This is a genomic window from Bacillus cereus group sp. N21, assembly GCF_016483395.1.
Lineage (GTDB): Bacteria > Bacillota > Bacilli > Bacillales > Bacillaceae_G > Bacillus_A > Bacillus_A pseudomycoides.
Map to the genome: position 1 here is coordinate 66,912 of NZ_JAEHBX010000019.1, position 14,242 is coordinate 81,153.

Genomic DNA, 14,242 nt, shown 5'->3' on the forward strand with positions numbered 1-14,242 from the left:
ATTTTTAACTAAACGAAAATTGAAACACACTCTAATCCTTTAACTGATAGAAAACCTGTTCAATTTTGCCTCAGTACCAAGCATGACAGTGTTAAGCTCATCCCCTCGGATATCTTGTCCCCTTCTGAAATAGAGACTGCGTAAAAAATTCTTGCTGTTCACGCGAGCAATCACCTGACTGCGACTTCTCGGCAAATTGCAGCATTGCGCTAAGCCGCTAATCCAATCAGCGATTTCTTGATGTGGAAGTAACTCTTTGTCAATCATCGTATCCACGATGTTGACCAACCGCTCATCATCCTCATCGCTAAAAATTTGTCTACCATTATGAAGCATGCCAGAAATAGCGACAAGAACCTCACGCAGCAGTGCGACGCTACTCTCCTCGCACTGCACCAGCTCGACAAAAACATCCGCACCGTGAGACGCGCTGTGAGCCCAGCCTCCTACTGAAAGGTAACCTCGCAGATCCTTCTCCTCTTTATAATAACGGAGCATTGCATGCATTAATTGCTCAATTTCCGCTTGATTGAAAAATGGATTCTGTCTGTGGCGTTGCACAATCAAAGCGATAGGCAAGGCAGAGAACGTCCTTGTAAAAACTGACTGATCATCCTCGCTGCCAATATTATAGAACAAATGGTTCTCATCAGTCAGAACAGTTAAGAGGCTACGCAACTCCTCTCCACTGAACCTATTCTCTTCCTTAATCCACATATAAAACATCGGATAAATCAGGTTATCCCGTAATTCTGGCTGAGGATCGCCAATATATTGAAGTAACAAAGGTAAGAAATCTTGATGCTGCTCACCTTCGCGTAACTGATACTTATCCTTCTCAATTCTTTGCAAATCCAGCATCAATTTGGTCCTTGTATCGCTCATTTTCCCATCCCTCTCATCATTCGTTCTATTCGGTCGATTGTTTTTTCAAATACTCTTAAACCTACGTTGTTATATTTAAAAATTTTTTGCAATCTTATTTTTACTCCCGATTCATGAGCTGTAATTAGCCTTCGACTCTGCTTTAAGTCATCAATAAGAATTATTTCCGATAATATCCAAAGTGAAATCATATAAATTATCATAGTGTAATAGTTCAATTGCTTTATCTCTTTTCATTTCAAGCCTTACTGCATATGTAGTTTCTCTATTTTTTCGAAATCTGTTCTGCGGCCAGCAACAATATAATTAGAATACTCAGTTAAATAAAAATAATTGCGTTCTAAATCCGACAGAAATTCATGCTGTCTGTTTGTTTTTATTCCTTTTAAACGAGTTGAACGACCCTTTGAAGATACATCTTGAATCTTTAACCAAGGTTTATAATCTACTCCAATACCGGTCCCTCGACCTTGTTTAATCCACTGTTCAATCTCGGATGTTCTTTTTCTTTTCGACATAAAAACACCCCTTTAGATAATCATATCTAAAGGGGTAAAACGGTGCAACTTTATTTCAAATCTACAATAAATGTAGGTGTTAAAAAAGTTTAATCAAAACCTTGTGTGAAGTATTGTTTTTTCAGAAAAAAACAATAGCTAAATTTTGAAAAAAGTTTGATCAAAATTTAGCTCTTTGGCATTTTACCCACATTCATTTTTTTTAAAAAGTTTGATCATTTTATTTAATATATCTTTTTTGTCCCGTAGATAAATCAGTTGTACTGAAGTATCCATTTCTTATATCTACTTTGCCTTCTAGGTCTAATTAATCTTTTATAAGAAGAAAACGTGACAAATATGTAATTTTCCATATCTGAACCACGTTTTTATCCTATTGCAGTTTTTACACGAATCGTTTCCGTACCCCTACTAAGGTACAGGGAGCTTAATGCCATAACGTTGCTATACAATTGTAAGTCAATATAGTTGCTAGAGTATTATACAGTGGAAATTTACATGGAAATCATAGAGCTACAATCACAGGCTAAATAAGAAAAAAAAGCTTCCTTATGAAGACTGTTTCATCCTTATGTATCCTGTGAGAATATCCATTATAAAACCCTAAAATCTTTCATACTTTCTCCAAGAATATAGTGTGAAAACCACATCAAATTCTGCTTCATAATAGCCACATTAATTCCTGGCTGGTCAGAACTATATGCCATTCCTTTAAATATAATTAATTCTGTATCAACTTCCATATCCCTTAATCCTTGATATAGCTCATATGCATTTGGAGTTGGAACTCTTGCATCCTTTTCGCCATGTTGGATTAAGGTGGGGGTACAGGCTGATTTAATATATGTCATTGGTGATGTTTTAGTATATATCTCTGGATCATTCCATGGGTTATTTCCTAAATACATCCTAATAAAGTAAGGTATATCTGTATTTACATAATGGGTACTCCAATTAGTAATTCCACCTCCAACTGAAATAGCTTTAAATCTACTACTAAATGTAGAACAGAAAGCTGATATATATCCCCCGTTGCTCCATCCCATAACCCCTACTCTATCTTTATCTGCAATCCCTTTGTCAACTAGTTTATCCACTCCAGATATAACATCATCGTAGTTAGCAATTCCCAGTTTTCTATAGTTTTCTTTTAAGAATTCATTACCATAACCAGAACTTCCCCTGTAGTTTGGTTCTAAAACTATAAAGCCTTTTTCGATAAACTGTTCAATAGGATATTTCTCATTAAAACAGTCTGAAAATATTGGAAAGGATGCCCAAGCCGGACCACCATGGATTACCACTAATAAGGGATATTTTTTATTTGCGTCAAACTCTACTGGGGTTGATAAAACACCCTCTATTTCAAGACCATCACTACTTTGCCATGAGATTATTTCCCTGTTACTTTTAAGCTTTCCTTTGAAAAAGCTATTTTCATTCGTTATTTTTTTATCGTCTAAATAGATTTCAAAGGTTTCATTTGTTATAGCCTTATTATAGGATATATGATTTCCATCCCTTGTTATAGAAGCATCCATTATAAAGCTATCTACTTTTTCACTTAACATTTCCACAGTGCCATCCTCAGATAGCAACCCAATAAGATAATTAGTTTTATTCTGCCATCTAATTAAAATTCCTTTAGCTGTCCACCGTAATGGAATAACCGTACTATCAAAATCTGTTAAAGGTTGAATTAGCTCTCCATTATTAATATCATATATCTCTAATGTACTGTCTTGTATATGGGTCTTATAGTAATCCTTCTCCCTTATGCTTGCTGAGTAACATATTTTGCTGCCTTCAGGAGAAAAGCAAACGCTCCCTCCCAACAACTTATCTATATTCATCTTTTGTAGCTCTCCAGCTTTAATATCTAGTATGTATAGATCTCCATTAATATAATCTCCCATATTTGGGCTTGGCGTAGCCATAAATACAACCTTTTTCCCATCATTTGAAATATCAAATTCATGGATATGAAAATCCTTCCCATCAGTTAGTTGATAAACAACGCTATTTTCGTGTTCTTCTTTATCCTTACCAGAACTGTCAGGATTTTCTGTGTGTTCATATTTATCATTTTGTATCACTTTTTCTATTTCAATGTAATATAAACAATTATTCTGGTATTCCTTCCCTATATGATGGAAATTTCCATATAGTTCCTTACGTTTCTTTATCACCTCAGATTCTTTTGACTGTGCAACATAATAAAAACCCTTGCCAGTAGACTCCCATTTGAATTTACTGACCCCTTCTTTCTCATCAGTAATTTGAATCCCACTATAACCATCTATTGACTTAACAAAGATCTGATTTTTCTTATTATCCCCGTCACCAACTGGGCTAAGGTATGCGATATCCCTAGAATCTGGAGACCATAATGGGTATGTACTATCTATATCCCTAGTTGTTAATGGGTAACTCTGCCCCTTATCTTTTTCATATATCCATACATGATTCCTATATTTATTGTCTTTCCAGTTAGCTGTCTTCTTGACAAATGCTACGTTTTTGCCATCATCACTTATGTTTGTACCTGATAAGGTTGGTAATGAAATAATCTCTTCTATACTTAGATATGTTTTTTCATTCATTTTCATTAATAAACCCCCTCGTAATGTCTAGTAATCTAATTTGTTCAATAAAACCTCTGCCCTATGCTGAACCCCTTTAGAACTGTGTTTAGCTTTCACCACTGTAATACCTTGATCTTCAATGCTTTTCAATGACTTACTTGTCCATGTTCCACTATCATTCACAAGATTTATAAGCAGTCGATCATAAATAGTTTTCCATTCACGAGTCACAAGCGATGATAAAATCAACATCGACAAAGAGCGATTTTCCCGTTCAATTTCTATAATGTTGAATTGTTTTCCATTCCCCAAATATATTTGAGCAATTACATAACGTCGCTTAGTGACAGGCTCTATCTCTAAATGACTATATAGCTCTCTTTTGGGCATAGCACTCGTTGTATCGATATTAACTACATAAACATAGGATTCTTCAATTTCAATAATACGAATGCGCTGTGAATCTGCTGTATATTGAAACACTTGATTAATATAAATCATCCATATTTCACCTTCTTCAACTTGCTTTCATCAATTGACTGAATAACAATTGGCTGCTCTACATTTATTGGCTCTAACACATCTACTCGAATTATTTTCAGTGCAAGTAAATGATAAAATAGCGTCATACTACTTCCTAATGGCATATGTGTTTCTTTATCAAAGATATTTGTTATTTCTCTAATACTTTGGTTAGTATCTAATACCCTTTGTAACAATGACATCGCTAAATCTTCAATATGCTGCTGGCTCATATTTTGAAATGCATCATATTGTTAGATATCGTAGTAGTCATGAATATAACTAATATTCCGTGCCATTTCTTTAGGGATTTCTAGCTCGGTTACAATGCCCCAATCAATTTGTCTCCGTTCCCAGTAAACCCGTTCTATTTCAAATTTCTCAATAACTCGCTCCTTAAAAAGCTCGTCCTTCATCTTGATTGTTCTTGCAAGTTCTACTAACCCTTCACCTTTATCTACTGTTAATAAAAAGTCCGTTGTCATCACAACTGGCTCATTTGTTTTTGGGTCTGTAGGATGTTTTAGACCTAATTCATCAGCAATGACAATTGTTTCTTCCAACGGCAATAAAGGAAATTGTTCTCGAATATCAACGACACAATCAGAATATTCAGTTAAATAAAAGTAGTTTCGTTCCAAGTCTGATAGAAATTCATGCTGTCTGTTTGTTTTTATTCCTTTTAAACGAGTTGAACGACCCTTTGAAGATACATCTTGAATCTTTAACCAAGGTTTATAATCTACTCCAATACCGGTCCCTCGACCTTGTTTAATCCACTGTTCAATCTCGGATGTTCTTTTTCTTTTCGACATAAAAACACCCCTTTAGATAATCATATCTAAAGGGGTAAAACGGTGCAACTTTATTTCAAATCTACAATAAAATTATGAACCTCCCAATCTCCTACTCAACAGTAACAGATTTAGCTAAGTTACGTGGCTTATCAACATCACACTCGCGGTGAAGCGCTGCGTAGTATGAAATCAGTTGTAATGGAATAACCGCTACAAGCGGTGCTAACGCTTCATGTACAGCTGGTAATACGAAGCTGTCACCTTCCATTTCTAAGCCTTTCATTGCGATGATACACGGGTTTGCTCCGCGTGCTACTACTTCTTTTACATTGCCGCGAATTCCAAGGTTTACGTGCTCTTGTGTAGCAAGCGCGATAACTGGTGTACCTTTTTCGATTAACGCGATTGTACCGTGTTTTAATTCTCCACCAGCAAATCCTTCTGCTTGGATGTAAGAGATTTCTTTTAGCTTTAACGCACCTTCTAAACCAACATAGAAGTCTACGCTACGTCCGATGAAGAAACAGTTGCGAGTTGTCGCTAAAAATTGCTTTGCAAGTGCATCCATTTCTTCTTTTTGATTACAAAGTACTTCCATTGCATTGGCTACAAGACCTAATTCGTGTGTTAAGTCAAAATCAAGAACTTCACCTTTTGCTTTCGCAATGTCAGCTGCTAAGATTGAAAGCACTGCAAGTTGTGCTGTGTAAGCTTTCGTAGAAGCGACTGCAATTTCTGGTCCTGCATATAAAGGTAGTGTATAGTCCGCCTCACGAGAAAGCGTAGAACCTGGTACGTTTGTGATTGTCAATGCTTTATGACCCATTTCATTTGTTTGCACAAGTACTGCACGGCTATCTGCTGTTTCACCACTTTGTGAAATGTAAATGAAGAATGGTCTTTCTGTTAATAGTGGCATATTGTAAGAGAATTCACTTGCTACGTGTACTTCTACAGGTACTTTCGCAAATTTTTCGATGAATTGCTTTCCAACAAGACCAGCATGGTAACTTGTTCCACATGCAATAATATAAATACGATCGCTATCTAAAATTGCATTACGAATGTCTTCATCTAATTCAATTTCGCCATCTTCATTTTGATACTTTTGAATGATATTACGGATTACAAGTGGTTGCTCATCAATTTCTTTTAACATGAAATGAGGATATGTTCCTTTTTCAATATCACTTGCATCTAATTCCGCTGTAAACGGTGCACGCTCAATCGTTTCACCTTGTAAGTTTTTAATTGTAATGCTTTCTTGTGTTACGATCACCATTTCTTTATCCATTAACTCGATAAATTGATCTGTAACTTGTAACATTGCCATTGCATCGCTTGCAACAACATTAAAGTTGTCACCAACACCTACTAATAGCGGGCTTTTGTTTTTAGCAACATAAATCATGTTTGGATTTTCAGCATCAAGTAAGCCAATTGCATAAGAACCATGTAAAATGGATAACGTTTGACGGAATGCGTCTTCTACACTTAATCCTGTGTTGACTTGCTGTTCCATAAGCTGAACGATAATTTCTGTATCTGTTTCACTTACAAACGTCACATCTTGAAGATATTCTTTTTTCACTAATTCATAGTTTTCAATTACACCATTATGAACTAGTGTAAAGCGTTTTGACGTACTTTGATGCGGATGTGCATTTACTTTACTTGGAACACCATGTGTTGCCCAGCGTGTATGACCGATTCCCACGCTTGCAGCTACATTTTCATCCACGATTTCACGAAGTTTTGCAATACGGCCTTTTTCTTTGTATACAACAACACCGTTCTCTGCCTGTACTGCAATACCCGCTGAATCATATCCACGGTACTCTAGCTTCTCTAAGCCTTTTAATAAAATTTCTTTTGCATCTTGATCTCCAATAAATCCTACGATTCCACACATGTTTAGTCGCCGTTACAAATGCTTACATTGCTTTGCGAACATGTAACGACATAGTCCGATCCCATTATTTACATATAAAAAACGGATTACATATTGCCAGCCCTGTAAGTCTGTAACGGCTTTCACCTTCCTCTCGATTGGGTTTCAGTCCGTATACACTTATACAGCCAGTATTCATCCGTTCTTTTTCCCTCATCACACTTTTATCTTTGTCCATTGAGTCACCTCAACGCTTTAAATAAAAGCTTTCGGTTGTGATGAACAACCGGGAGTCATCCGCCGAAATCTCGATAAAACTCCTCCTCGTCAACTACATAACTTGTAGCTCTGGCGCTTTCATAATTCATATATTAATTTTGAGAAAAAGAACAAGACCATCTTATAACAAACAGCATAAACCGTCAATGAAAATTTTTCATTGTCTATAAAACATATGAAAAAAGAGCACAAAACGTGCTCCTTTTTCATATGAAATTGGCGAATTATTCAGCGCCAACTTCAGCTTTCACAACTTCTACAATACGATGTACATATCCATCACAAAGTTCTTGTGTTGGTGCTTCTGCCATAACTCGAATAAGTGGCTCTGTTCCAGAAGGACGAACAAGGATACGTCCTTCTCCGTTCATTTCTTCTTCTACCACACGGATGATTTCTTTAATTTTCTCATTTTCTAATGCCAGTTTCTTATCTGTTACACGAACGTTCACCAATAATTGTGGGAACTTTGTCATTTCACCTGCAAGCTCAGACAATGGTTTCTTCGTCATTTTCATAATGTTTACAAGCTGAAGTGCACTTAACATTCCATCTCCAGTTGTAATGTAATCAAGCAAGATAATATGACCAGATTGTTCACCACCAAGGTTATAACCGCCGCGTTTCATTTCTTCCATTACATAGCGATCACCAACTGCTGTTTTATCACTTGTAATACCGTTTGCTTCAAGTGCTTTGTAGAAACCTAAGTTACTCATGACTGTTGAAACAACTGTGTTATGTTTTAATTGACCAGTTTCTTTCATGTACTTCGCACAGATGTACATAATTTGATCCCCATCAACAACGTTTCCTTTTTCATCTACTGCAATTAAACGGTCTCCATCACCATCAAAGGCAAGTCCAATATCTGCACCTTTTTCTTTTACTAATTCTGCTAAACCTTCTGGATGTGTAGAACCAACACCGTCATTAATATTCATGCCGTTTGGTGAAGTACCCATTGTAGAGATATCAGCTTCTAAATCTGCAAATAAATATGGTGCTAAAGAAGATGTTGCACCATGCGCACAATCTAAAGCAATATGTAAACCTGAGAAATCTTCTTCTACAGTTTGTTTAATGTATTGTAAGTATTTTTGTCCACCTTCGAAGTAGTCATTCACTTGTCCAAGCTCTGTTCCTGCCGGACGTGGTAATTCATCTACTTCTTTATCTAATAAAGCTTCAATTTCAGCTTCTTGCTCATCAGTTAGTTTAAACCCATCTGAACCAAAGAATTTAATTCCATTATCTTGTACTGGGTTATGGGATGCTGAAATCATAACACCTGCTTGTGCATCTAATGCTTTTGTTAAGTAAGCAACCCCAGGAGTTGAAATAACGCCAAGGCGCATAACTTCTGCTCCAGTTGATAATAATCCTGCTACTAACGCACCTTCTAGCATATGACCAGATACACGTGTGTCACGACCAATAATCACTTTTGGACGATCTGTATCTTTTGTTAATACATACCCTCCAAAACGACCAATTTTAAACGCTAATTCAGGCGTTAATTCCTTATTCGCGACACCGCGCACACCATCTGTACCAAAATATTTACCCATTGCTATTCGCTCCTTTATTTTGCTCTTTTTGTTTTTCTGCTTCATTCTCTTTTTCAGATTCTTTGTTCTGTTCTTCTTTTGGTTTTTCTGTTGGTTTTTCTGTTGGTTTTTCTGTTGGTTTTTCTGTTGGTTTTTCTGTTTCATTCTCTTTATCTTTTTGTGAATCTGGTTGCTCCGGCTTACCTTGTACTTCTTGATCTGGTTTTTCTTTCTTTACAAGGGTTACCTTTACAGTTTTTTGTTTTGCTTCTATTGAAACATTACTAGGACCGCTAACCTGAATTGGAATATCATGCGTCCCAGAAGATATGTTTTGTAGATTAATTGATGCTGTTATTTGCGCCGCTGTTATTTTATCTACTATACTTGCTTCTCCTGAAATATCAACGCTTATTTTTCCACTTTGTGGAGAAAGTAGTTGTAAAGTGAATTCATCTGACAATCCATTTTTTTGTATAGAAATGCCATCTATTGTCTTATGCTTTACAGTTTTTTGTTTTTGCACTTCGACAGAAACCTTCACTTGACTGGGGCTTACATTGGTTACACCTTTCGGTAATAAAACAGAGGCATCGAATGTTGTAGATTCCGTAATTTTACTAAGATCTACTTCGACGCCCTCCAAGGACTTTATATTATCCAAAACATCTTTTGGGCCTGATATTGTCACTTCATTTGGTTCGATACCGATGTTTGTAACCGCTAACCCCTCTGGTAGACTTCCTTTTTTCACATAAGTTAGTGGCACAGTTTTTTCAATATTATTTGTCGCAGTTGGATTTGAAACTGGGATTGTAACATTTACTTTAGACGGTGTTGTTTGTAAGTCTAATTTCCGGCCCTCTTCATCATACAGTACAATTTCGGCTGTCTTTGTTACTGTTTTTGTTATCCCCTTCAAATCAATATACGCCCTGACAAGCGCAACTTTTGCTAGTTCCTCTTCTGTACCAATAACTTCAACAGTTCCCGGTTTGATAGTCGGTTTTTCAACCATACTTCCTTGCATTTGACTCTCATTTGAGTACTTTACTTCCACAGGAAATGACTTTTTTGCTTTCTTTTGAATCGTAACTTTAACTTTCGCCGGTTGAACTGTTGCTTTTAAATTGTTTTCCATCCCGGTATACTTTAAAGGAACATCGTATGTTCCTGTAGAATACCCACGTAAATCTAAAGATACTCCAAACTCACGTTGCGACCTTGCTGCAGTAATTACATTTTTTGGCCCTTCCAATTTTATTTTTATATACTTTGGAACACCACTTACAATATATTTATCTTCATCATAATTTACTGCTACTACAACGTTAGATACTGTCTCCGTTACATCACCTGTTGGAAAAAGTGATGCACTCGTATTCCCTGTCGTGTTTTTATCTGACAAATTCGTCGACATGTAAAGCATTAACGCCAATAGTAATGAAATTCCTTTTAAAAACCAGTGGTTCTCCATTAGCTTATCCATGACGCTTTCTCCTCCAATTCCAATTCCATAAAGATGAAGAAGTTGTCTTCACATTTCCACTAAACTCTGCTAAAAGCATCTCTTTTAACTGTTCGACTTTTAAGTCACGATGCAATTCTCCATTTTTAGTTAAAGAGATTTGGCCTGTTTCTTCTGATACAACCACTGTAATGCTATCAGTTACTTCACTAACTCCCATCGCAGCCCGGTGACGCGTTCCTAATTCTTTTGATATGAACGGGCTTTCCGATAATGGCAAATAACAAGCTGCTGCTTTAATCGTATTTCCTTGCATAATCACTGCTCCATCATGAAGCGGTGTATTAGGGATAAAGATATTAATAAGTAGTTCTGATGACACATTCGCATTTAAAGGAATCCCGGTTTCTACATAATCTCCCATTCCAGTTTCTCTAGATAATGTAATAAGCGCACCTATGCGTCGTTTCCCCATATATTCAGTTGCCTTTGCCACAGCATTCGCAACGATTTCATGCTCTTCTTCTTCCTGACCAATTCCACGGGAGAACAAACTTCCTCTTCCTAATTGTTCAAGCGCTCGTCTAAGCTCTGGTTGGAAAATAATAATTATTGCTAAAAATCCCCATGTTAAAGCTTGGTCCGTGAGCCACTGCAATGTATGCAACTCAAATAAATAACTTAATATACGAACGATAATAATAACTGTAATCCCTTTCAAAAGTTGAACAGCTTTTGTTCCTCGGATTACAAGAATTAGCTTATATATAACAAACCACACAACGGCGATATCTAATATCGTACTGAGATATTTCAAAAGGTTCATATCTCCAAAAGGCATGCTAACCCTTCCTCCTACTTATGAGCAATTTTATCCATATACTGAAATATTATTATTTTGCTCTATCTGTATGTATTTACAACAACTAGTTAATTATACCATACATGAAAGAAACGACAATTACAACGACACCCCCTTGGTGAAAATTGGTAAGATGTCGAACTTTTCTTGTAAAGCGGTATAATATAACTCATTATTATACTCTTTTTTTAAAATAAAAAAAAGCAGCATTTCAGCTGCTTTTCTTACATTTATTTTAGTTTTTCACCGAATAAAGAACCCATTAAAGCTACCGCTGTTGTTGCCGTTCTATTTTTCTCATCTAAAATCGGATTTACTTCAACAAACTCAGCAGATGTAATGATATCAGCCTCCGATAACATTTCCATCGCTAAATGACTTTCACGATATGATAATCCACCAGTTACAGGTGTTCCAACTCCTGGTGCATCATGTGGATCAAGTCCATCTAAATCTAATGATAAATGAACACCATCTGTATGAGATAAATATGCAATCGTTTCTTCCATAACGGCAGTCATTCCCATACGATCAATTTCATGCATTGTAAACACTTTAATTCCTTCATTACGAATGAATTCTTTTTCACCTTCATCTAACGCGCGCGCACCGATAATAACAACGTTTTCCTTTTTAACCTTTGGATACGCTTCATATAAATTAACGAGTGAAGGATGTCCATAACCTAAACTTGCTGCAAGTGACATACCATGAATGTTTCCAGATGGTGATGTCTCTTCCGTATTTAAATCCCCATGTGCATCGTACCAAATAACACCTAAATTTTTATAGTTCTTTGCCACCCCTGCAAGTGTCCCGATAGCAATACTATGGTCACCACCTAATACAAGTGGAAAACGACCTTTTTCTATAATATGATCAACCTTACTTGCTAATTCATCACAAACATGTGCAACTTGTGTAAGGTTTCTTAATTTTGTATTTTCATCTATTTCCTGTTCTCTTTCAATACATAGGTCTCCGATATCTTCTACGTCATACCCAATATTTTGAATTCTTTCAATTACTCCTGCATAACGAATTGCACTTGGTCCCATATCAACCCCACGACGCATTTGCCCTAAGTCCATTGGAACTCCAACGATTGAAATTTCTTTCTTCATAGATAGTCTCCCCCTTTTATGCCTTCACTAAATATTTTAAATCTTTTCTATAGTCTGACTCAACTCGACATTTTTTTGTATGTATATGCACCTTATTCACCCATATCTACGTAGAAACCAATATCCTAAAGCTATTTTATGTATAAAACGAAACGCCTCCCAAGAAACCTCATTACACATGTATTCATAAATAATTGAAAGTAAAAAAACGCCTCCTATATTAGAGACGTCTTTCTGATGCTATTTTCCATACAGATGCGATATTTCGTGAGGACATTTCAATATTTTCCTTTGCTGTTATATATGCTTCCTCTAATGTCATTGGACTTGATGTGGCAGCAAACACAGCATCTATTCCTTCTTTATAAACTGAAATGTGATTAGGGAGCACGGAACCCCCAATAGCTATAACGGGTATATGAAGTTTCTTTGCCCGTCTAGCAATTCCAACTGGAGCTTTTCCATAAGCTGTTTGTACATCTATCCTTCCTTCACCTGTAAGAACTAGATCCGCTTCTTTTATATGTTCATCAAAATTTGTATAATCTAATACAATTTCAATTCCTTTTCTTAATTCCCCTTGTAGTACAGCAGCAACAGCAGCGCCTAATCCCCCCGCAGCTCCTGCACCTGCAATCTCTTCCACATCAATATGTAAATATTTTTTTAATACATGGGCATAACGCTTTAAGTTATCATCTAACTGTGCAATCATTTCTGCACTTGCTCCCTTTTGTTTTGCAAATACAAAAGATGCTCCTTTTTGTCCTGTCAAAGGATTATCTACATCACACGCCGCTTCTAGTTTTACATGTGCTAAACGAGAATCCAACTTCGATAAATCTAAAGAATCAATAGAATGTAAATTTCCACCGACAGGTTCTATTACTCGTCCATCTTTCTCTAAAAATTTTACACCTAAGGCAGAGAGCATTCCGGCACCCCCATCGTTCGTAGCACTTCCTCCAAGACCTAAAATGATGTGCTGTACGCCTTTATCCAGTGCATCTAATATAAGCTCTCCCGTTCCTTTTGTTGTTGTAATAAGAGGATTTCGCTTTTTAACTGAAACATGCTGTAATCCTGATGCTGCTGCCATTTCAATAAACGCTGTTCTTTTGTCTTGAGAAATGCCGTAAAATGCTTCTACACGCTCACCAAGTGGACCTGTTACATGAAGTGGAATAATCTTTCCTCCTGTAGCATCAACAAGGGACTGGACTGTACCTTCTCCTCCATCTCCAATCGGGACTTTTACATACTCAGCTTCAGGAAAAATTTTAGTAAATCCTTTTTCAATAGCCTTACATACCTCTATCGCTCGTAAGCTTTCTTTATATGAATCAGATGCAATAACAATTTTCAACACCGATCCCTCCATTCCCCTTATTCCAACACACTTCAATTCAAATGGTATATTTCACTCTATCTTTCTATTGTAAACGAAATGAATGGAAACTCATCCTTATTAAGCAAGATAAACAAAAAACCTTACATCAAAAGATGTAAGGTTTTTTCTAATTTATAATGGAGCCTAGCGGGATCGAACCGCTGACCTCCTGCGTGCAAGGCAGGCGCTCTCCCAGCTGAGCTAAGGCCCCGAAGTAAAAAAGCGGAAGACGGGATTCGAACCCGCGACCCCAACCTTGGCAAGGTTGTATTCTACCACTGAACTACTTCCGCGAAAATGGTGAGCCATGAAGGACTCGAACCTTCGACCCTCTGATTAAAAGTCAGATGCTCTACCAACTGAGCTAATGG

At 36.7% G+C, this 14,242-nt stretch carries 9 protein-coding genes, 2 tRNA genes and 3 pseudogenes; all 14 read right to left on the reverse strand.

Annotation, left to right across the window (positions count from 1 at the left end; genetic code table 11):
- Positions 1-39: 39 nt before the first annotated feature.
- The 14 genes and pseudogenes from JDS96_RS13340 to JDS96_RS13400 all read right to left on the reverse strand — a co-directional run bounded on the left by JDS96_RS13340 (position 40) and on the right by JDS96_RS13400 (position 14,164).
- The gene (locus JDS96_RS13340) at positions 40-885 is read right to left on the reverse strand and encodes a DUF2785 domain-containing protein (RefSeq protein WP_199667106.1); all 846 of its coding nucleotides are present in this window, start codon (positions 883-885) and stop codon (positions 40-42) included.
- A gap of 296 nt (positions 886-1,181) precedes the next feature.
- Positions 1,182-1,403 (reverse strand): annotated as a pseudogene (locus JDS96_RS13345) (TnsA endonuclease N-terminal domain-containing protein); the annotation flags it as partial.
- Between the two features lie 593 nt (positions 1,404-1,996).
- Positions 1,997-4,012, reverse strand: coding sequence for a S9 family peptidase (locus JDS96_RS13350; RefSeq protein WP_199667107.1), 2,016 nt, complete (start codon positions 4,010-4,012; stop codon positions 1,997-1,999).
- Positions 4,013-4,033: 21 nt separating this feature from the next.
- Positions 4,034-4,489, reverse strand: a complete 456-nt coding sequence (locus tag JDS96_RS13355) for a Tn7-like element transposition protein TnsE (protein WP_242479904.1) — start codon at positions 4,487-4,489, stop codon at positions 4,034-4,036.
- A pseudogene (locus tag JDS96_RS13360) lies at positions 4,486-5,325 on the reverse strand (TnsA endonuclease N-terminal domain-containing protein). Before JDS96_RS13360 ends, JDS96_RS13355 begins: the two are co-directional and overlap by 4 nt.
- Before the next feature lie 91 nt (positions 5,326-5,416).
- A complete protein-coding gene (gene glmS / locus JDS96_RS13365; protein WP_003194417.1) occupies positions 5,417-7,219 on the reverse strand; it encodes a glutamine--fructose-6-phosphate transaminase (isomerizing) in 1,803 nt (600 codons plus the stop codon).
- Positions 7,220-7,231: 12 nt separating this feature from the next.
- Positions 7,232-7,415 (reverse strand): annotated as a pseudogene (locus tag JDS96_RS33035) (hypothetical protein).
- Positions 7,416-7,701: 286 nt separating this feature from the next.
- On the reverse strand, positions 7,702-9,048 hold the full coding sequence (glmM, locus tag JDS96_RS13370; RefSeq protein ID WP_018767176.1) for a phosphoglucosamine mutase: 1,347 nt from the start codon (positions 9,046-9,048) through the stop codon (positions 7,702-7,704).
- Positions 9,041-10,516, reverse strand: a complete 1,476-nt coding sequence (locus JDS96_RS13375) for a CdaR family protein (protein WP_199667108.1) — start codon at positions 10,514-10,516, stop codon at positions 9,041-9,043. Before JDS96_RS13375 ends, glmM begins: the two co-directional genes overlap by 8 nt.
- The gene (gene cdaA, locus JDS96_RS13380) at positions 10,509-11,336 is read right to left on the reverse strand and encodes a diadenylate cyclase CdaA (protein ID WP_003204777.1); all 828 of its coding nucleotides are present in this window, start codon (positions 11,334-11,336) and stop codon (positions 10,509-10,511) included. Before cdaA ends, JDS96_RS13375 begins: the two co-directional genes overlap by 8 nt.
- Positions 11,337-11,587: 251 nt before the next feature.
- The gene (rocF, locus tag JDS96_RS13385; protein WP_003194411.1) at positions 11,588-12,481 is read right to left on the reverse strand and encodes an arginase; all 894 of its coding nucleotides are present in this window, start codon (positions 12,479-12,481) and stop codon (positions 11,588-11,590) included.
- 220 nt (positions 12,482-12,701) lie between these two features.
- Positions 12,702-13,847, reverse strand: coding sequence for a glycerate kinase (locus JDS96_RS13390; RefSeq protein WP_199667109.1), 1,146 nt, complete (start codon positions 13,845-13,847; stop codon positions 12,702-12,704).
- 162 nt (positions 13,848-14,009) lie between these two features.
- A tRNA-Ala gene (locus JDS96_RS13395) sits at positions 14,010-14,082 on the reverse strand.
- 10 nt (positions 14,083-14,092) lie between these two features.
- Positions 14,093-14,164, reverse strand: a tRNA-Gly gene (locus JDS96_RS13400).
- Between the last annotated feature and the right edge of the window lie 78 nt (positions 14,165-14,242).